The organism is Maribacter antarcticus DSM 21422 (genome assembly GCF_000621125.1).
GTDB classification, from domain to species: Bacteria; Bacteroidota; Bacteroidia; order Flavobacteriales; family Flavobacteriaceae; genus Maribacter; species Maribacter antarcticus.
On the sequence record NZ_JHZC01000004.1, the window covers coordinates 272,876 to 293,185 of the forward strand.

Below are 20,310 nucleotides of genomic sequence, written 5' to 3' on the forward strand. Positions count from 1 at the left end.
AAAATATAATTTTTAGCTACGTTTTGTAAACTCTAAGAATATTAACAGTTATATACAAAATTATATTTAAAAAACTAAATAAAGGGTTAAGATATAATGTAAAATGGATAATATTCCTGAATTATATTTAAGGATTTAACTATAATTTTGTTAAAAATGCGACAAAATTGCTCTAGATTAACAAAATGTTAACTTTAAGTTATGAAAAATAAAATTGATTTAAGGCTTGCATTATTTTCTAAATTTGATGACTTGGGTTGTATAAATTTTAACGTGAATGTTATGATTAAAAAGAATAAACGGGTATCAATAGGGTTATGGGCTATTTTGCTAATAGGGTTAAGCTCCTGTACTTCGGATGATGATTCAGGGAACAATAATTTTCCACTTTCTGCTGTCATATTTAATAGTGCAGACGGTAAAAAAGTGGCTTTTCAGGGCCTGACTCACAGTGCCAATAGTTGGTTGTGGAATTTTGGGGATGGAAATACGAGCACGGTGCAGAACCCTGTTCATATTTATGACGAGGGGGGGTACTACATTGCAACCTTAACAGCTACAGATAAAGATGGCCTTACTGAAACTTCTCAAGTAAATTTGGCGCTTGCGCTAACCCCATATTCCTTACTTACCGGTGACAATACGGCAGACGGCTATCAAGGTAAGACTTGGAAACTTTCGGGTGCTCACTCAGAGTTCGATTACTTTGCCAATGCAGATGCAGACCTTTCTCCTGTTGCTGGGACCCCAGTCCCCTTATCGGCTGGTATATTTGGCGCAGGTCTGGGTATGGGAGAAGTTTATGAAGATGAATTCACCTTCTATTTTGATGGCAGTTATGAACATGATGTAAAGTCCGATGGAGCTTCGCTTGGGGGTATAGTCTACCAATTCGCAACTACAGGAGGAGCTGGTATCGTAAATCCTAGTGGTGCGGATTTTGGTCTTTGCACAGGAATATACACACCAGAGGAAAATGCGACATTTACTTATGTGGAAGAGGAGGATTTTGCGGTTTCCTCGGTATATGGACCTGGTGGTTCCTTGACCTTTAACGGTGTGAGTACATTAGATTTTTCGGGGACTGAATTCGTAGGTTTTTTGGACTTCCAGAGAAAAGTAATCATTCAGGATATTTCGGATAACTCTATGCGGCTTATGATGTTTATGGCGGCAGGTCAGGACCCATCAATAATCGGTATCAATACAAATGTTTTGATACTTACTTTCGAAGTTGTTCAATAGATACATCATCAAGTAATCAATCAAAAACAACCAGCAATAAAACTACTCTATGAATACTGATTTTAAAAATATGCATCGAAGATTTTTTTCACTGCTCTGTATGATTTTGCTAGTAGGCACTTCTGTGGTCATGGGGCAATCCGCACAACTCAACGTTTTAGGTAATGTGACCTCTTCGGAGGATGGTTTGCCACTACCTGGAGTTAGTATCATATTAAAGGGAACGTCAAAAGGGGTGACAACCGATTTTGATGGAAATTACAGTATAGAAGTCCCTAAAGGAGATGCTATCTTGATTTTTTCATATTTGGGCTTTGAGGAACAAGAGATTTCGGTTGATAACCGTTCAACGGTAAATGTATCAATGTTAGAGGATGCCGAAGCTTTGGACGAGGTAATTGTTACTGCTTTGGGAATAAAGCGTGAGCAAAAATCCCTAGGATATTCTGTAGAGACAGTGAAAGGGGAAGAATTTACCAGGGTTGTCAACGAAAACGTTTTAAACGGAATTTCCGGTAAAGTATCCGGTGTAACCATCAATTCTACCGGTGGAACAGGTTCCTCTGTAAGCATGGTCATTAGGGGCGCCAATTCTCTGAGTTCAGATAATCAACCTTTATTTGTGGTAGACGGTGTGCCTATCGTCAGTAGCACTAATAATACCGGCGGTTTCGGAGATCGTGTTCGGGTAGATTATGGTAATGCCATTTCTGACATTGATCCTGAAAGTATTGCAAACGTTACCATATTAAAGGGGCCAAGTGCGGCAGCACTTTATGGCTCTAGGGCAGGCAACGGGGTCGTTCTGATAACCACCAAAACTGCAGATAAAAATCAAAAGATGAAGGTTACTTTTACCAATAATACGGTATCGGATATCCCTACTCGATTTTTGAACATCCAATCTCAATTTGCGTCAGGGTTTTTCTCTTTTCGCCCCGAAGATGTAGGAGGCGGTATTTTGCCAACTGTTTCCGCCGCAGATGGCACAGGGTCTGGTCCCGAATTGGATAGGGGATATTGGGCGCCCCAATGGGAAGCTCCCTTGGATGCCAATGGGCAGCCTATTCCAACGGAACTCAAATCGTATCCCAACAATGTAGGAAGGTTTGTAAGGTCTGGTTTAACTACGACCAATAGCTTAGCGGTAACTGGTAGTTCCGATGCAATAAATTACAGACTGGGAATTTCAAATATGGCACATACGGGTATTATACCCAATTCTGACTTAAACCGAAACAGCTATTCCTTATCGGCATCCTCAAGTTTAAATGATAAATTGACAATAAGCACCAATGTAAGCCTTAACAATTCTTGGGCAGATAATCGTCCTGTTGGTAACAGGGGAGCGAACCCCTTGCAGTGGGCTTACGCCACACCGGCAAATATAGACATCAGGAGATTAGAGGATTATTGGGTTCCCGGAAAAGAAGGGTTAGAAGTAAGAAGTTTAGCTTCTAATTTTGAAAACCCTTATTTTTTGGCGAACGAGGTAAATAATAGTTTTGACAGATATCGAATCTTTGGTAATGTAATGGCGGAGTGGGAAGTTTCCCCTTCATTCACACTTATGGGAAGGTATAATCTAAATAAATACGACGAGACAAGGGAGACAAAAATGGCTCCAGGATATACAAGAGAACCGAATAACGGTGCCTATGGTATTTCGGCCAATACTGGATTGGAGCGCAATATAGATTTCTTAGCTACGTATAGAAAGGATTTTGGAAAGCTGGATTTTTCAGTTTCGGGAGGAGGGAATTTAATGTATCAAAAAGATCTTGTGATTAGCAACTCGTCATTAAACGGAACAGGTTTGGTGGTGCCAAATCTTTTTACGGTAGGTAATATAAGTCCAAATTCCCTTAATTATTCGAGTGCTTCAAGGGAAAAGTCCATCCAAAGTCTATATGGACTGGCCAATTTTGGTTGGAATGATATGCTATATCTTGATTTGACGGCAAGAAATGACTGGTCCAGTACCTTGCCCGTAGAAAATAGATCTTATTTTTATCCATCGGCATCTTTGAGCTTTTTGTTAAGCGAAGTAATTAAGGTCCAAAAAATAGATCTTTTAAAACTGCGGGCAGGTTGGGCGCAAGTGGGGAACGACACCAATCCGTATCGGCTAGATCAGGCACTTTCTAATTCAGGACAGTGGGGAGATGCCATACAATTAAATCTTCCGGGAAATTTATTGACTTCGGGACTTGAACCGGAGCGCTCTACTTCCATTGAATTTGGTATGGATTTAACTGCATTTGCTAATCGATTTAGATTTGAAGGAACCTATTATACCCAAGATAACAGAAACCAAATTATTCAAAATATTCCGTTGGCGGCTTCTTCAGGATTCAGCAGTACAAATATTAATGCTGGTTTAATACAAAGTGAAGGTATTGAGTTGTTGCTAGGATTTACACCTATACAAACCAAGAATTGGCAATGGGATTTGGATTTTAATTTTACCAGAAATGTGTCCACCATTATTGAGCTATCCGAAGGTGTCGATTTCATCGAATTTTGGAGCGACAACAAAAGCAGATCTCTTGGATTTGCTAAGAATTTGGCTACCGGTGAAGACGGTTTGGTGGGGAATATTTATGCTCCAAAAATAAGACGTGTCACGGATGCTAGTTCTCCTTATTTTGGATATCCGCTTATTGGTAGGGGACTGGATGCCGAATGGTTGCCTGAAGAGGAGTTGAGCAAAGTGGGTAATTATAATCCAGATTTTGTAATGGGTTTACAAACCCGACTATCGTTTAAAAATTTATCGTTAAACATGACTTTTGATTGGCGTTCTGGAGGGCAATACATGTCCCAGACCCATCGGTACATGTCAGAGAGTGTGCTTACACAGACTTGGTTGGATAATTTGGTTAATCCTGGGGAGTTAGGTCCAGGTCAGGAACTAAGGGATTGGGTAATTGAAAATGAAGATGAATTATTACTAGCGGAAACCTTTAGACCTGTAGGTGGCCCCACGCCTGAGTACGGAGGGTTTCCAGAAGATTTTAGCGGTATTACCGTTAACGATGGTACCTTTGCGCCGGGCGTGGTTGGATCCCACGATGAAAATGGAAATTTTATTTTAGAAAATGAGAACTTAGGTGGTGAGGGAACTGTTTTTCTGCCCTACGTAGTTAGTTTTCCTTGGCAGTTTGGAACACCCAATATGTTCGATGCGGATTATATAAAATTACGTGAGATTGCCTTAACATATAGCCTACCTGCTAAACTTTTAAAAAGGACTGGTTTGACTAATATAAACATTTCTATATTTAGTAGGAATTTAATGCTTTGGACAAAGGACTCCGATTTTGGTATTGACCCTGAAAGGGCATTTCAGTTAGAAGCATCCTCTGGAAATAGAGGGTCCCAGTTTAAGCAGGGAATAGAACGCTATAATGTAAATCCTTGGGTAGTACCTATAGGATTTAAATTAGGAATTACATTTTAAAAAAAAATTAATTATGAATAGGATAAAAAATAGCTTTATAATATGTGTTATAAGCTTGGTGTTTTTTGCATCATGCGAAAATTTGGAAGAGTTAAACATTAACCCCAACCAAGTTGACCCAGCCGTTGTAGACCCGAATTTATTGATGCCCACAATTATTACAGGTGTGGCTCAAAATGTGTTGTCCCTTGGCTTTGGGGATATTGCCGGGGTAATGCAGCACACGCAGAAAGATGGATGGTCCAGTGGGCATAATGATTATAATTGGAATGTTAACAATAAAAGCTGGAGGGGCTACTATGATGTTTTAAGAAACAACGATCTTTTTTATGAAAAGTCCGTTGAAGGTGATCTTGAGTTTCAGCAGGGGGTAGGCCTTATAATAAAATCCTATACTTTTGGGTTGATTACAGACTTATGGGGGGATGCACCTTATTCAGAGTCCCTTCTGGGGGATGAGGGTCCCGAGTTCTATCAACCCGCTTATGATGCCCAACAGGATATTTATATCGGCATTTTATCGGATTTGGAAAAGGCCAATTCGCTACTGTCTAAGAATACGTATGAAGGAATAATACCATCCCAGGATGTCCTTTATGATGGCAATGCGGCGAAGTGGAGAAAATTCGGAAATTCCTTAGCCTTACGGTATTATATGCGGTTGTCAGCCAAAGATCCAGGTATGGCCGAGGCCGGTATTCGGAAAATCATCTCAGACCCTGAAAGATATCCTTTGATTATAAATTCCTCAGATGATGCCAAGGTAGATTATCCAGGCGATACTCCTGGAAATTCGTGGCCTACTAACACGGTTTTTGATATAACTGAAAACGGGGCTTATTTTAGGCTTAAAATGTGTGCTACCTTAGTAGAAGCACTACAGTCATTGAATGATCCTAGACTGAGTGTTTGGGCCAACAAAATAGCAATTCCATTGGTTTTAGATTCAAATGCGCCGGATGAGACCGATGAGATTGTAGACGGCAATAGGCGTGTTTCGCAAAAAATCGTTGATGATTATATCGCGTCCTGGCAAACCCCTATTGATTATGATGTTGCGTATGTGGGCATTCCGCCATCTACTTTTGCAGCTGGCGCCTACAATTTGAATCCTAATTTGGAGCAGGGTGTATTTAATCCGCACGCCTCCCAGCTTAACGACAGATATAAGAACGCTCAAGGGCCCCTATTGTCCTCTCGTTTGATATCTGCAGCAGAAGTTCATTTTATTCTTGCCGAAGCAGCATTGTATGGCTGGGCTCCCGGATCACCAGAGTCTTTTTATAATGAAGGTATACGACAATCACTAAATTCATGGGCTGTTGGCGATTCTTACGATGATTATATTGCCGGTGCACCTTATTCGGGGCTTGAGGATATTATGTTGCAGAAATGGATAGCCAGTTGGACGGCTGCCGCCGAATCATGGTTTGATTATAGAAGAACCGGTCTGCCCGATTTTCAGACAGGCGTATCAGCCATAAGGCCAGCATTGCCCCTGCGTTTTTACTATCACTTTAACGATGAGATTTCCGTTAATACGGAGAATGCGGAAGCGGCAATTGATAAATTGGAAGCCACTCAATTCAAAGGAGAAGACATAACTAACAATAGTGCATGGTCTAAAATGTGGTTGTTGCAAGGTACAGATAAACCCTATTGACCTTTTAGGGCAAGGCGTCTTAAAAAGAAGTTTTTTGAGGGATACAACTGCTTATGCTTATAAGGGATTGTCTTGAAATAGTCAGGTTATTTCGTCACAGGCCATAGGGGCATTGACTATGCATACTGTTTCTCAGCTGTAGCGAAGAGATTCTAAGGTAAAAATAAGATAAGTTATCCATAATATTTTAGAGGTTTAAGGCGAGGTTGCGGCCTTAATTTGATAAAGCACAAATAGTAGATGTATGAAATTGCCGTTGAGAGGTATAATTCCACCTATGGTAACTCCATTATTGGAAAGTAAAACGTTGGATAGTATTGGTTTAAAAAATCTCATTGAACACCTTTTGATGGGTGGGGTACATGGAATTTTTTTATTGGGTACTAATGGCGAAGGGCCAAGTTTGGGGCTAGGTTTGAAAAAGCAACTAATTAGAGAAGCCTGTAAAATCATAAACCATAGGGTGCCAGTTTTGGTAGGCATAACGGACACCTCTTTTGAAACAACTTTGGAAATAGCTAATTATGCCCAAAAAGCGGGTGCGGATGCCGTTGTCGTGGCTCCGCCTTTTTATTTTCCACTGTCGGAAGATGAGATAACCAACTATTTTAGGGAACTGGCTCCTCTTCTGCCATTGCCTTTTTTACTTTACAACATACCGAGTTGCACCAAATTAAATCTGTCGGTAACTACGATAAAAAAGGCTAAAGATTTTGGGGCCATTGGTGTAAAAGATAGCTCGGGAGATAGGGAATCATTACATGCTATTTTAAAAGAGTTTAAGGACAGCCCTACGTTTTCTATAATTGTAGGGGATGAACTTTTACTAGCAGATACTATTATTAGTGGTGCCCATGGCGGCGTTCCAGGGGGAGCGAACTTTATTCCCAAGTTATTTGTATCATTATACAATGCTTGTTTAAATAAAGATCAACACTGTATAAATGAACTCAGCAACAAGGTCATAACAATAGATAAAATAATCTACAATGTGGATAATTCGCCCACCAGGAGCATAAAGGCTATAAAGTGTGCGCTGTCCGTCATGGGTATTTGTTTTGGTCATATAGCCCAACCACTTCGCCAATTAGATACAGCACAACGTACTAAAATAAAAGACAGCTTGACTAAATTCAATGTGGCATTCACTACAATGTTATAAAAACTTGAAAGTATGGTCCAAATGGAAAAATCAAGCATACAAAAGTTTATCGTTCTTATACTGATACTCTTACTTATTTTGTTGGCTACCGTTTTCCATTTTCAGGTCCATTTCGAAAATGCGCTAACGCTGCAGAAAGAATTAGATTATGATGTAAAAATCAGTTTGTGGCGTATTCTTTTTGAACCAATTATAGGGCCCTTATTATATCTAAACAGGTCTCTTTATGTTTTAAAGGAACTGCCTTTGACATTGTTATGGGTTTTAATTTTTTATACTGCCTATAGCTTGTTTGTGATTTTCAAAACCCCACGGAATGGAAAAAATACTATTCTTGGAAAGCTTGCGAATCTTCCCCTTGTTTTGGGTGTTTTCTTTGCCATTTTCATTTTGGTACTATTTATTCCCTTGCCAAACAATACCATAGTGAACAATTCAAAAGATTCAATTTTGGTAACCACCCATGCGCATACCGAATTTAGTCATGATGGCTTGACCTCTCAAGAAAATTTGTGGAAATGGCACAAAAGAAACGGGTTTGACGCTTTTTTTATTACCGATCATGCCAATCACCAAAAGAGTCTGCAATTCGCCCAAGATCAAAAAAAAGGAAAATTTCCTAGCATTCCTTTAGTAATGGTTGGGCAAGAACATTCCGGCACCAACCATATGAGCCTGTTGGGACTCAACGGTAAATTCGACACCAAGGGAATGACCGATAAGGCGGTAATCGATTCGGTTCATAAATATGGCGGGGCCGTTATAATAAACCATTGGTTCGATGGTAAAGGAAAAGCGAAAGAACTGTATGAAGTGTTAGGGGCCGATGGGTTTGAGATTGAAAATACGGGCAAGAATCTCTATTATGATAGGGAGACCTTTGAACAGCTCAAGACGTTTTGCGTAAAAAACGGATTAACGATGATAGGTGGCCTAGATTTTCACGGTTATGGTAGAGTATGTACCTTGTATAATGCTTTAAAAATTCCGAATTGGGATAGCTTAAATACTGTTTCGAAACAACAATCAATATTGGACATTTTTAAAAACGGTCCCCAAGAAAAAATTAAAGTCCTTTTGTACAAGGATCGACCTTTTTATCCAAAGACCTATTTATTTCTCAGGCCTTTTAGTACTGTTGTTAATTATTTTAGAACATTGCATTTATCACAAGTAGTGTCATGGGTCTTTTGGTTATTGGTTTTTCAATTTACGGGGAGGTCTATTAAAAGAGACCTTGTTCCTCCAAAAACAGGGCTTGTTATGGTAGCTTTGAGCGGTGCCATTTTTATGTTGGTGCTCGCCATTATATATCACTTTAGGGGAGAGGTAGTCAAAGGGTATAGTACAGTATATTCAGAATATAGCTTGCTTCTAGGACCAATAGGACTGGTACTCCTGCTATATGCTTTGGCGATTGCATATTTTCGATTCTCTCGGCCAAAAAGACCATAAGGCCCTAATGAGAAAGAAGATTTTTAAGGTTTCACTTTGGCTAATAGCTATACTGTTGGTAGGCGCCTATTTTTATTTGTTTCTGCCCGTTTGGGGCGTTCCCTTTAATACGCAGCGACATGGCAAGCCTCCTTTTACCCCTGCCTGGGCCTTGGAATGCTGGCTGTGGGAAGATGATGTAAATACCTCGGAATACGTAGATGAGCTGCTGGCCGGTTATAGGGAATACGATATTCCTGTTCGCACCATTTTGTTGGACAGTCCATGGTCGCTTCGTTACAATGATTTTGAAATTGATACGCTGCGTTATAGAAATCCAGATACTTGGTTCAATAATTTGGAAGATGATGGTTATCGCGTGGTACTTTGGATGACCGCTATGGTCAATAGTTTTAACAAGGATGCAAGGATCAAGGAAAATACGGAATGGTATCAGCAAGTTTATGACAAAGGTTTTTTGACAGCACCTTCTAAACCAATAAAATGGTGGAAGGGAAAAGGTGGCTTCATAGATTATTCGAATGCCGATGCGATGAAATGGTGGCATGGTCTTCAACAGCAGGTTTTTGACTTAGGCATTGATGGTTGGAAATTGGACGGAACGGCCACCTTAGTTGGACAGCAATGGGGTCATATACCATTTTTTTATAGAAAAACAGCATCAGGTTTAATGTCGACACACAATTATATGGATCGTTATTATAGCTACGAATATCAATACGGGCTGACCCAAAATAAAGAATTTGTGACCCTTTCCAGAGCTATGAATCGTGGTTATCATCCAGAAGGTTTTGCACCTATTGATGCTTCGCCGGTAAACTGGGTAGGTGACCAAGAGCATAAATGGGTAACCGATAAAATGCGCAATCAAAATAAGGATTCTAATAAGGATATTGCATTAGAAGGCATACAAGGATTTGAATCTGCCATAGAGAATGTCCTAAAAAGTGCAGATTTTGGTTATAGTATTATTGGTTCTGATATTGGTGGTTTTTCAAGAAGCACTATCCCAGCTCGCCTTTATATTCGGTGGGCTCAATTCTCAACATTCTGTGGGCTTTTTTTAAACGGGGGCCACGGTGAAAGACGTTTATGGATAAGATTGACCCAAGACATGGAAGTCATTCGAAAATATGCCTGGTTTCATACAGCGTTGGTTCCTTATATGTATCACTATGTGGTAACCGCGCATGAAGGCGGTAGAAGATTGCAGACCACTTTAAGCAAAGGGAAGGATCACTATATGTTCGGCGATGATTTTCTCATTGCCCCAATATATTTAGATTCTAAAAATCGCAAAGTGTCTTTGCCAAAAGGAAAATGGCGGTATTTTTTTGAGGATAATTACTTGCTTGAAGGTTCTATAACATTCGAGAAGGAATTTGCACTCGAAGAATTTCCAGTTTTCGTCAAAGAAGGGGCTATCATACCATTGAAGGTAAAAAGGGGGTATACAAACCTAGGGGATGGTAATTCAGACGGCTTTATAACTTTTTTGATATTTCCGGATAATCAAAATACCTTCAAATACTACCATACGAGTATTTCTCATGAAACTGAGATTTCTTATCTAAAAAAGTATAATGAGCTTAAAATAAGCTTTAAAGGGACAAGAATTCCTTATACCCTCAGAATACATTCCGTAAAAAAACCGAATAAAGTGTTGCGTAATGGTAAGCTGGTATCCCCAATGTATTGGAATTATGACGTAAGCCACGAGAAGATTATCATTAAATCCCATCTCGAAAATTGGTCTGAAAGCCATACTGTTCAATTCTAGAAAACAAATGAATTTCAAAAAACAAGTAATAGGAATTTTGTTAGTAGCCATGTCACTAGCTACGGCATGGGCAATCAGAGGACAATTTGGTCACGAACAGGGTGCTGCTTGGGCGGGCGCTATCGGTGCCTTAGCCTTGGTTTTGGTCTCCAATAGAAAAGATTGGTACTCCAAAATACCGATTATAGCCTTGGCATCCGCGATAGGCTGGGGCGCTGGGGGTATGATAAGTTATGGCATGGTAGTGGGGTATGGTAGAGTAGATAATTTCATTAATGTTTTTTACGGTCTTAGCATGCTTTTCGTCATTGGTGCGCTGTTTGGATTACTGGGCGGTGGGTTGGTGGGCCTAGTTCTGGATTCAACAAAAAAAAACAAGGTTGATTGGGGGGCTTTGGTCTCGGAAATGGTAGCAGGCGGCTTACTGACCTATTTTTTTCTAATCGAACAAATCGGGTTTAAGATGACCCCACCCAGATCTGAAGCTTGGGCCCTAATTTTAGGAGCCGGTCTGGCCATGCTATTGCACATGGCTCGCAAAAAAAGAAATTCGGCTATACGGGTCGCTATTTTTTCTGCTCTTGGTGGTGGCTTTGGTTTTGGTTTCGGAAACTTTTTACAAATTGTAGGCAATGTATTCGAAGTTCCATTCAATATGTGGAATGTTATGGAATACAGCATAGGATTCTTTGGCGGTATAGGTATGTCCTACGGCGTATTTTCATCTTCTTGGCCTCTGGATCAAGCGGCAAAAACCAAAACTTGGGTCAATAGAGTTGCCCTGTTCGTACTCTTGGTTTTCGTTCCCTTAATCGTATATCGAGAGTCGTTGACCTACGATCATTTGGTAAGGCGTTTGGGAGAAATTCCAAACATAGAACAGATAGCTTTAGTAAGTACGACCTTCGTCGCAATTGCCCTAGTGATGATGGCAGTACTGCTAATTTATAAGTTAAAGGACAATATGTATGGGAAGAAGGATGTACGGCTATTTCTCTTTGTCTATTTTAGCGTGTACATTTTGATAAGTTATGCTGTTTCAGGGCTGTTTGCCGAGAAAGTGGAGCTGAACCATCACTTTTACATCCTAAACATTATTTTGATTTTTATATGGTCCCCAAAGGCAGAAATTTCATGGACCCAACAAGTTACAGGTCGCTTAGATAGCAAAAAATGGTTTGTTTGTGTATTGGCAATCCTTTTGTTTTTAGCCCTTATTTCGCTAATAGCGATCAGTATACACGTAGAACTTCCCAATAGTCGTAACCGGTTTGAAATAGAGTAGATGGAATTAAAATAGATATTTTCAGCTTGAGTTCGTAGCAGGGTTTCAATCATGAAAGATGGTAAGGCTACCTAAAATTCTTGCGATAGTCAGAAGGTGTTTTCCCCATGTTTGCCTTAAAGTAATGATTGAAATTTGCTAAATTATTATAACCACTTTCAAAACAAATTTGGGTTATCTGTTTATCCGTTTCTGCTAATAACTTTGCCGCAATACCCACGCGTACGTTTTTTACGTACTCCATAAAAGAAAGACCTGTCTTCTTTTTGAAAAATCTACAGAAAGAACTTGGCGCCATATTCAAAACTGACGAGGCATCCTCGAGTCGTATGCCTTCTTGAATATTTTGAAAAACATATTCATAAACTTTGTTGATTTTCTCTCTGTTTTTTGAAAATACAGAGGATAGGTTCATAGGATTGGAAAGGCTTTCCCTATCCTCAATTTTTAGTAGGTTATTAAATACTTTTAATAAGCCTATATAATATTCTAGCCCTTTACTTTCTGAAAGTTCAATTAAAATCTGCCTTATTTCAGAATTGTCTTCAATTTTAAATCTAATACCCGTGTTCGCATTTTTAAGAAGTTCAACAACTTTTTGAAGTTCGGGCATTCTAAAAAAATCTGAGTCAATTATATTTTCAGAGAAATGGGTTACGATACAGGTGGAGACTTCATTTTTTTCAGAATCCAAGAGTTCCCAACAATGGGGAAGCTCTGGCCCCAATAAAACCAAATCATCTTTTTCAAAACCAGAAATATTGTCTCCAACAATTCGCCGCCCTATACCGGAACAGATGTAGTTGAGTTCAAAATTCTTATGGGAATGAATTCTTGCATTCGAGGACAGTGGTAATTTCCTCGAAATAAAGGAATGGTTATCTGGAACAAAAATTTTTTCAAAAACAAATTCCATATTCTAAATATATTACCTCTTTTACTCAATATTACATAATATTTTTCACATATTAGGTTAATATACTATGTGTTTTATGTAAAATAAGTGTGGTACACCGAAAGTATTTCAATTTACTTTGTAAAGAACCAAATAAAAATTATGAGTATAGATTTAAGAGGAATCATACCACCAATGATTACGCCTCTGACCGCAACAGGTGAACTAGACGAGAAAGGATTAGAACGACTTATTGAGCATTTGATTTCAGGTGGTGTTCATGGAATATTTCTTTTAGGCTCCAACGGTGAAGCTCCTAGTTTTACCTATGAATTTCGTAAGGAACTCATAAGCAAAGCCTGTACTTTAATAGCTAAAAGAGTGCCGGTCTTAGTTGGTATAACGGATACTTCGTTCAAAGGTTCAATAGATATAACCGAGCATTCAAGAAGAGCAGGCGCCGATGCCGTCGTAATTGCCCCACCTTATTATTTTCCAATTTCCCAAATTGAAATGATTGATTACCTTGAGACCTTGGTGCCTAAATTGAACTTGCCGTTTATTATATATAACATGCCAAGTTGTACCAAATTACATCTTTCTATGGACGTTGTTAGCCGCGCCAAAGAATTGGGGGCTATTGGTATTAAGGACAGTTCGGGCAATCTAGAATATTTAATAGATTTGATTGAAGAATTTAAAGATTCACCTGAGTTTTCCATTATTGTAGGTACGGAATCTTACCTGTCGGAGACCATAAGAAAAGGCGGACATGGTGCGGTTGCAGGAGGTGCCAATTTTATGCCCGGCTTGTTTGTGGAACTTTATGACGCTTCTATGCAAAACAACAGGTTGATAATTTCCGAACTTGAGCAGAAGGTGAAGTATATTTACGAAACAATATATAGTGTGGGAAAGTACCAATCACGAATTACCAAAGGAATAAAAGGTGCATTATCCGTTATGGGCATTTGTGATGATCACATGGCAATGCCTTTACGTAAATTGGATGCTGAAGGTAGGGCGAAGATTGCAACATATATTGCCATGTTAGTAAGGAGTCCTATAAAATAAAATACATAAAGACCATGAACTACCAGCTTGGGACATTAGATACAATCATTTTGGTTATTTATGGTTTGGTCATGCTCATTATGGGAATTTACTTTTTACGAAAGACAAAGACCTCCGAAGAATTTATGGTTGCTGGCATGGGCATTCCAGCTTGGGCAGCTGGTATTGCCGTAATGAGCGCCTATACCAGTAGTATATCTTACATTGCCGTTCCTGGCAAGGCATTTGACGATAATTGGCATCCTTTGATTTTTGCCTTAACCACAATTCCGGTAACCTGGTTCGTGGCGCAGTATGTCATTCCACTTTATCGTAAGAATAAAATAATCTCCGTCTATAAGTACCTTGAAGAAAGAATAGGTGATTGGGGAAGGGTTTATGCGTCTTTTTCATTTGTGCTTTTCATGATAGGAAGAACAGCGGTTATCTTATATCTTTCCTCTTTGTTGTTGACTTCTTTTATCGATGTCGATATTAAAATGCTGATTTTAATAATTGGAGCACTTACCGTTGCATATACGTTGATGGGAGGTATGGAAGCGGTTATTTGGACCGATGTTCTGCAATCAATTATTATGATTGGCGGGTTGCTCTTCAGTGCCTATATCTTAACAGTCAATATCTTTTCTGAGCCCGACTTTTTAATAGAGAATGCAATTGATGCCAATAAGTTTAGTTTGGGCGACACTTCCTTTTCGTTGAGCAGCCGTACCGTCTGGGTAATGATCATATATGGGGTTACGGAGAATATTAGAAACTTAATGGCCGATCAAAACTACACCCAAAAATATAGTTCGGTTGCTACGGAGAAAAAAGCAAAAAAGGCATTGTGGATAGCCATGCTCATTTACTTGCCATTAACGGCTATCTTCTTATACATTGGTACCGCAATGTTCGCATTTTATTCGGGTGCAGGGCATGTTTTAGATTCTCCTATAACGAAAGGCGATGAGGTTTTTCCGTATTTCATTGCTACCGAACTACCTGTGGGGCTAAAAGGGCTGATTATTGCCGCTATTCTTGCAGCATCTATGAGTACCGTTGATTCCGCATTGAATTCTTCGGCTACAGTCTTATATCTTGATTATTACAAAAGGTACTTTAGACCCAATGCTTCTGAAAAAAGTAGTATTCGTTTTCTAAGGTGGACAACCGTTGTTTGGGGTATGTTTGGAATTGCCTTTGCGTTGCTATTGATCAATACGGAAAGTGCCTTGGACATTTGGTGGCAAATATCAGGAATATTCGGTGGTGGTATCTTAGGGCTTTTCCTTTTAGCAATTTTCAATGCAAAAATAAAACCTTGGCAGGGAATAGTTTCCGTAATTTTTAGTGTTTTTATAATAATATGGGGTACGTTTTTAAGAGATTTATCGCCAGAGTATAGCTGGTTAGAATGTACTATTGACCCTATAATCATCGGCGCTCTTGCTACCGCCGGATTAATTTTGTTAGCCTTGGTATTTGTGGCCATCAATAAGAATAAGAAATAAGTAATTCTAGCGATTATATAAATGAAAATAAATTGGGGGGTGCTGGGTGCCGCTACTATTGCTGTTGAGCAGGTGATACCCGTTATGTTGCAAAGTGAGTATTCTCATGTAATGGCCATTGCATCTCGAAATTCAAAAAAGGCAAATAGCGTTGCGGAGCAATTCAATATTCCAAAACCCTGCAATAGTTATGAAGCCCTTTTAAAAGACGAAGAAATTCAAACGGATACTTTTCCCCTTGCTATTTTAGAAGGTGAAGAGGTGCCTGTGTAATTAAAGGGTGTTATAAACAATAGCGTTGTTATCGAGAAAATACATGCAAGAAATGCATTGAGAAAACGAATAGATTTTTAGAGCTACGCTTTTCGATTAGTAACATTAATATGACATGAAAGAGAAGGTTCTGATCGAAGGATAGCATAGTTTTATAATATAAATAAATGAGAGGATGAAAACTAAAAACAATCTAGTATTCTTAGGTATGACATTGGTATTAAGTTTTGTCGTGAATGCCCAGGATACGGAGCATCATGGCCATAGTCATTATGCCGAGCATGATTCAGTGTATGCCCATAAACTGATTTTTCCGTCGCGTACACCAGATCGAATAATAGCCAATCTTACGGTTGACCCCGCTCATAGTTTTGGTGTGAATTGGAGAACAGATCAACAGGTTAATACGGGTGTCGTAGAAGTTGCCGTCGCAACCGACGGGCCAGAATTCTTGTTTCGTGAAGTGCAAGAGATTCAGGCGGTTTCCCAAAAATTCGAAAATCAAAATAGAAAGGAACCCTTGGTTAAGGCTACGTACCACTCTGCAGTAATTGGCAATCTTCAACCGAACACTACCTATGTATACCGTGTAGGGAACGGCCTTGAACATGATGCGTATTGGAGCGAGTGGTTTCAGTTTACGACCGCTAGAACCGATATGGTAGAACCTTTTAGTTTTATCTATTTCGGCGATGCCCAAAATAATGTAAAATCATTGTGGTCTAGAGTTATTCGAAATTCATACAGACAATTTCCGGAAGTAGATTTTATGCTACATGCAGGTGATTTAATCAATGATAGGGACGCGAACTTAGAATGGGGTGAATGGTTTCATGCCGGCAGTTTTATTCATGCTACTGTACCAAGTATAATGACACCCGGCAACCACGAATATAGGGATGGGGTATTGTCTTCTTTATGGAGGCCCCAATTTACCTTGCCTGAAAACGGCCCGATTGATGAATTAAAGGAAACCTGCTATGCTATAGACTATCAAGACATGAAATTAATCTCTATAGACGCCGAAGGTTTTGATGAAAGTATAGAAGCTCGTGAGGCTCAAGTAAAATGGTTGGACTCTGTTTTAAAGTCGAACACAAAAAAATGGACGACCATCACCATGCATTATCCCATTTATTCAACTGCTAAAGGGAGGGACAATAAAGAGCTTAGGGAAGCTCTAAAACCTTTAATGGATAAATATGATGTCGATTTGGTTTTGCAGGGCCATGACCATACCTATGCAAGGGGTTATGTGAAGAACGAGGGGAAAGGTTTGACAGTTGTAAAAGATGCCGGAACTATTTACGCAGTTTCTGTTAGTGGACCAAAAATGTACGAATCTCAAAACCAAAAATGGATGGTTAGAAGAGGAGAGCATACTCAATTATTCCAGATAATAACAGTTTCGGAGAACAGCATAAAATATGGTGCTTACACTTCTATAGGAACACTTTACGATGCTTTTGAACTTGTAAAGAAAAATGGAAAAAAGAAGCTGATAAACAAAGTGCCCAAAAATGCAGTCAGATTGAAAAAAGATTTTGTTAAGCCGGAGTAAACTTTTTGCAGGCTACTTGCAAAATTTTCCCTCGCTGTTTCATTTTGGGTCACACCTACGATGCGTATCTTTTGAAAGGTAGTTTATAGTGCCATCCACTTCTCTTATTCCTTCCATAATGGTATGAAGGTCTTGGGATATTTTTTTTATTTCAATAAATGATGTTTCTAGATTTGAATCAATCCTGTCTTAAATCTAATCATTTTATTGGCTTGACGGCGTATACGTATTGATTTTCAAAAAAGAATCCCTTGTACCTATAAATTTGGTGGTGGTTGTTCTTTGACAAATGAATTATCAAGCCATTTATGTAACTCTACTTTTACAAAGAGATTTAATCTTATAAATGCTTCTATTTTTGATAAATACCAAGCATGTTTGGCCTGAGTTTGTAATACTTTCACGATTAGGATGGTTATAAGTGCGGTCCAAATTTGTATCATCACCGCAGTATAGCTTGTCCCAATGAAAGATTTAATGTGTAGTTGCTCTTTGATGTCTCTAAAGAAGATATCAACCTCCCATAAGGCTACTCTACGGAGTTTTTTAGTATATTTTTCGTTGGTTTTATTGCCAGTAAGCTCAATGATTTCTTACTTTAGGCATGTTGGTGTCTCTGCTCTGGTAATACAAATTCTTTAATGGTGTTGCACTTTATATTAGATTTATGTTTAACCACAAAATACACTTGGTTGCTTTCCCAAACATTTATGAGAGCAAAGTCATTAGAAAATCTATCCGCAACAATAACAATCCCTTTAGATAGTGGGATGTCGTAAGCACGGTTATTATTCGCTTTTTTTCCTACAGTAACATTCACATAAGTGGGTAAATACCCATCATAATCAAGTAATGTGTACATTTTTACGGCTCCCTTTTTCGTTTTGTATTTCGCCCAATCAAAGAGAGACAAACAAAGACTTATTGTTGTTGCGCCTAACAAAAGTATTTTTGATTTAATTTTAAATTTAGTACGTTTCATTTGGGCCTGCTGTCCTAAACTTTCAATTAGAATGTAATAATAATATCTAAAGAGCTCCCAACTTCTGTACTTGTTTTGGTAGCTTAATGTAGATTTTGATGGGGCTTTTAGCAAATTGACAAAGGAACATCGATACTAAATGTGAGCAGCTGTCAAAACCCTTTTGATGCTTATCAGTTTTACCCAAGTTTACAAGTTTCTTGAATTTTGAACTATCCAAGATGTAGATTATTTGAGAAAACAAAGTTATATTTATTATCAGATAAAGGTGCTTTTTGTCTTGCACCACAAAGGTAACTTTGAGGAATAAATTTTTTTTCTTTTTTAATCGTTTAAGACGCTATTGGTTATAGATTGGTTTCTTTTGCCGTTTGGTACGTTTGGAAGGAACTTTTACGGTATAGGTACTGTAGAAACCTCCAAATCGACTTTCCTTTTTATAGTCTGGTAACCCCTTGTCTTATTGTTTTACTTTGGTGCCATTCACTGCTCTTGGTTTTAGCTTGAGGTTAACTATACCATCCCAAAAAAGAAAATCCAATCATTTTCATGATTGGATTTTTTGATTTAAGAATCGGTATCTCTAATCTTTGTTTTAGTCATTACTTTCTCAACTAAGAGAATTAGCCAATTACATCTGTTGTTCCTGGCGTAGGAATTGGATAGCGACCGTCTGCATCAGGCATCGTTGGTGGTGTAGAATCCCAATTTAAATCTTTAGGAACCAAAAGTTTTTCAGATTTCATTGCTTCTTCCCAAGTAATTACTTTCCCGGAATAGGTTGCCATTCTTCCTAAGATAGCGGTCATGGTACTTTTTGCTCCATTTTCTGCATCGCTAATGACTTCATTATTCCGTATGGATGCAAAAAGTCTATCATGTTCTACTTGATAAGGGTTTGGGTCGTTTTTTCCGCGGTGTTCAAAGACGGTATTCCCTTCAAGATCAACGATACTAGCCGTACCTGCATCTTTCATATCTATGCGCCCTTTGGTTCCCTGAAAATTCTCTCCCACTTTAGACCATGTTCCTGGCTGATGACGACATTGACTTGAAATTACAGCACCACTTGGATACGTGAATTCAACAAAATGATGGTCAAATATTTCTCCATGATCTATTCCGGTACGTATTTGTCGTCCACCCATGCCTTGAGCAGAAATAGGATATTCCCCCAAGAACCAATTGGCAACATCTATGTTGTGAATGTGCTGCTCTAAAATGTGATCGCCACATAGCCAATTGAAATAGTACCAATTACGCATTTGGTATTCCATTTCAGTCTGGCCGGGTTTTCTGGGACGTACCCAAACGCCACCGCTGTTCCAATAGACTTGCCCTGATGTTATTTTCCCAACGGTGTTCTCTTTTATTTTTTCTGCAATCGCCAGATAGTTATCTTGGTAATGACGTTGGAGGCCAACCACCACGTTTAATTTTTTCTCTTTTGCCACTTTTGCCATCTTCAATACTTTACGAATCCCAGGAACATCTGTGGCCATGGGTTTCTCCATAAAAATATGTTTACCAGCGTTTACGGCATATTCAAAATGGTGAGGCCGGAATCCTGGCGGGGTTGCAAGGATTACCACATCAGCTTGATCAATGGCTTTTTTATAGGCATCAAAGCCTACATACTTATGTTTGTCTTTTACATTTATTTTACCAGTTCCTTCGTAGGCTTTCTGTAGGTTGGTAAAGCTCTTGTCTAATTGATCTTGAAAAGCATCTGCCATCGCAACCAATTCTATATTTTCATCTGCCTTTAGTGCTTGGTTGGCTGCTCCTGTACCTCGGCCACCGCAACCCACAACAGCAATCTTCAACTTTTTATCATTAAAAACGTTTGCCATAGCACTCATTTCCATACCAGGTAATAACATTCCTGCCGTCAGTAATGCACTACTTTTAACGAAACCTCGTCTGGTTGGTTTTGATACATCCCATTTTAATTTTTCTAATTCCCCCATGTTTTTCAG

16 protein-coding genes are annotated in these 20,310 nt (G+C 39.0%); 11 read left to right on the forward strand and 5 right to left on the reverse strand.

Features of this window, described 5'->3' with window-relative positions:
* Positions 1-201 precede the first annotated feature (201 nt).
* The 7 genes from Q360_RS0101220 (at position 202) to Q360_RS0101250 (ending at position 12,053) form a co-directional block, all read left to right on the forward strand.
* The gene (locus Q360_RS0101220) at positions 202-1,245 is read left to right on the forward strand and encodes a PKD domain-containing protein (protein ID WP_027075466.1); all 1,044 of its coding nucleotides are present in this window, start codon (positions 202-204) and stop codon (positions 1,243-1,245) included.
* 100 nt (positions 1,246-1,345) lie between these two features.
* Positions 1,346-4,708, forward strand: coding sequence for a SusC/RagA family TonB-linked outer membrane protein (locus Q360_RS0101225; protein WP_156949969.1), 3,363 nt, complete (start codon positions 1,346-1,348; stop codon positions 4,706-4,708).
* A gap of 13 nt (positions 4,709-4,721) precedes the next feature.
* Positions 4,722-6,371 (forward strand): SusD/RagB family nutrient-binding outer membrane lipoprotein, encoded by a 1,650-nt coding sequence (locus Q360_RS0101230; RefSeq protein WP_027075468.1) that lies wholly within the window; start codon positions 4,722-4,724, stop codon positions 6,369-6,371.
* A 244-nt stretch (positions 6,372-6,615) separates the two neighbouring features.
* Positions 6,616-7,533, forward strand: a complete 918-nt coding sequence (locus tag Q360_RS21940) for a dihydrodipicolinate synthase family protein (RefSeq protein WP_036194727.1) — start codon at positions 6,616-6,618, stop codon at positions 7,531-7,533.
* Positions 7,534-7,554: 21 nt separating this feature from the next.
* On the forward strand, positions 7,555-8,988 hold the full coding sequence (locus Q360_RS0101240; protein WP_169734614.1) for a PHP domain-containing protein: 1,434 nt from the start codon (positions 7,555-7,557) through the stop codon (positions 8,986-8,988).
* Between the two features lie 7 nt (positions 8,989-8,995).
* Positions 8,996-10,768 carry a TIM-barrel domain-containing protein gene (locus tag Q360_RS21945; protein WP_051554509.1) on the forward strand — a complete coding sequence of 591 codons (1,773 nt, stop codon included), beginning with the start codon at positions 8,996-8,998 and terminating at the stop codon, positions 10,766-10,768.
* Between the two features lie 7 nt (positions 10,769-10,775).
* Positions 10,776-12,053 carry a hypothetical protein gene (locus Q360_RS0101250; RefSeq protein WP_027075470.1) on the forward strand — a complete coding sequence of 426 codons (1,278 nt, stop codon included), beginning with the start codon at positions 10,776-10,778 and terminating at the stop codon, positions 12,051-12,053.
* 67 nt (positions 12,054-12,120) lie between these two features.
* Here Q360_RS0101250 and Q360_RS0101255 read toward each other — a convergent pair whose 3' ends face one another.
* Positions 12,121-12,969, reverse strand: coding sequence for an AraC family transcriptional regulator (locus Q360_RS0101255; protein ID WP_027075471.1), 849 nt, complete (start codon positions 12,967-12,969; stop codon positions 12,121-12,123).
* Between the two features lie 141 nt (positions 12,970-13,110).
* On the opposite strand from Q360_RS0101255, the gene Q360_RS21950 reads away from it, so the two are divergent.
* From Q360_RS21950 to Q360_RS0101275, 4 genes are all read left to right on the forward strand, one after another.
* Complete coding sequence (locus Q360_RS21950; protein ID WP_036194729.1) at positions 13,111-14,022, forward strand: dihydrodipicolinate synthase family protein; 912 nt, start codon at positions 13,111-13,113, stop codon at positions 14,020-14,022.
* Between the two features lie 14 nt (positions 14,023-14,036).
* Positions 14,037-15,515: a sodium:solute symporter family transporter gene (locus tag Q360_RS21955; protein WP_051554510.1), complete on the forward strand. Its 1,479-nt coding sequence runs from the start codon at positions 14,037-14,039 to the stop codon at positions 15,513-15,515.
* Between the two features lie 21 nt (positions 15,516-15,536).
* Positions 15,537-15,788 (forward strand): Gfo/Idh/MocA family oxidoreductase, encoded by a 252-nt coding sequence (locus Q360_RS0101270; RefSeq protein ID WP_027075472.1) that lies wholly within the window; start codon positions 15,537-15,539, stop codon positions 15,786-15,788.
* Positions 15,789-15,963: 175 nt separating this feature from the next.
* Positions 15,964-17,349 (forward strand): purple acid phosphatase family protein, encoded by a 1,386-nt coding sequence (locus Q360_RS0101275; RefSeq protein WP_027075473.1) that lies wholly within the window; start codon positions 15,964-15,966, stop codon positions 17,347-17,349.
* 257 nt (positions 17,350-17,606) lie between these two features.
* Here Q360_RS0101275 and Q360_RS26410 read toward each other — a convergent pair whose 3' ends face one another.
* The 4 genes from Q360_RS26410 to Q360_RS0101285 form a co-directional block, all read right to left on the reverse strand.
* Positions 17,607-17,753 carry a hypothetical protein gene (locus Q360_RS26410; RefSeq protein WP_245603124.1) on the reverse strand — a complete coding sequence of 49 codons (147 nt, stop codon included), beginning with the start codon at positions 17,751-17,753 and terminating at the stop codon, positions 17,607-17,609.
* Between the two features lie 194 nt (positions 17,754-17,947).
* Entirely contained in the window at positions 17,948-18,331 is a 384-nt protein-coding gene (locus Q360_RS27325) for a transposase (RefSeq protein WP_394331931.1), read from the reverse strand.
* A 46-nt stretch (positions 18,332-18,377) separates the two neighbouring features.
* The gene (locus Q360_RS26420) at positions 18,378-18,620 is read right to left on the reverse strand and encodes a DUF4372 domain-containing protein (protein ID WP_316931486.1); all 243 of its coding nucleotides are present in this window, start codon (positions 18,618-18,620) and stop codon (positions 18,378-18,380) included.
* 334 nt (positions 18,621-18,954) lie between these two features.
* Positions 18,955-20,301, reverse strand: a complete 1,347-nt coding sequence (locus Q360_RS0101285) for a Gfo/Idh/MocA family protein (protein ID WP_036194731.1) — start codon at positions 20,299-20,301, stop codon at positions 18,955-18,957.
* Between the last annotated feature and the right edge of the window lie 9 nt (positions 20,302-20,310).

Coding starts and splice junctions, on each gene's coding strand:
- Q360_RS27325 (WP_394331931.1), bottom strand. CDS start 18,331: ATGAAACGTACTAAATTTAAAATTAAATCAAAAATACTTTTGTTAGGC.
- Q360_RS0101270 (WP_027075472.1), top strand. CDS start 15,537: ATGAAAATAAATTGGGGGGTGCTGGGTGCCGCTACTATTGCTGTTGAG.
- Q360_RS0101225 (WP_156949969.1), top strand. CDS start 1,346: ATGATTTTGCTAGTAGGCACTTCTGTGGTCATGGGGCAATCCGCACAA.
- Q360_RS0101250 (WP_027075470.1), top strand. CDS start 10,776: ATGAATTTCAAAAAACAAGTAATAGGAATTTTGTTAGTAGCCATGTCA.
- Q360_RS21955 (WP_051554510.1), top strand. CDS start 14,037: ATGAACTACCAGCTTGGGACATTAGATACAATCATTTTGGTTATTTAT.
- Q360_RS21950 (WP_036194729.1), top strand. CDS start 13,111: ATGAGTATAGATTTAAGAGGAATCATACCACCAATGATTACGCCTCTG.
- Q360_RS0101220 (WP_027075466.1), top strand. CDS start 202: ATGAAAAATAAAATTGATTTAAGGCTTGCATTATTTTCTAAATTTGAT.
- Q360_RS0101285 (WP_036194731.1), bottom strand. CDS start 20,301: ATGGGGGAATTAGAAAAATTAAAATGGGATGTATCAAAACCAACCAGA.
- Q360_RS21940 (WP_036194727.1), top strand. CDS start 6,616: ATGAAATTGCCGTTGAGAGGTATAATTCCACCTATGGTAACTCCATTA.
- Q360_RS0101240 (WP_169734614.1), top strand. CDS start 7,555: ATGGAAAAATCAAGCATACAAAAGTTTATCGTTCTTATACTGATACTC.
- Q360_RS0101230 (WP_027075468.1), top strand. CDS start 4,722: ATGAATAGGATAAAAAATAGCTTTATAATATGTGTTATAAGCTTGGTG.
- Q360_RS21945 (WP_051554509.1), top strand. CDS start 8,996: ATGAGAAAGAAGATTTTTAAGGTTTCACTTTGGCTAATAGCTATACTG.
- Q360_RS0101255 (WP_027075471.1), bottom strand. CDS start 12,969: ATGGAATTTGTTTTTGAAAAAATTTTTGTTCCAGATAACCATTCCTTT.
- Q360_RS0101275 (WP_027075473.1), top strand. CDS start 15,964: ATGAAAACTAAAAACAATCTAGTATTCTTAGGTATGACATTGGTATTA.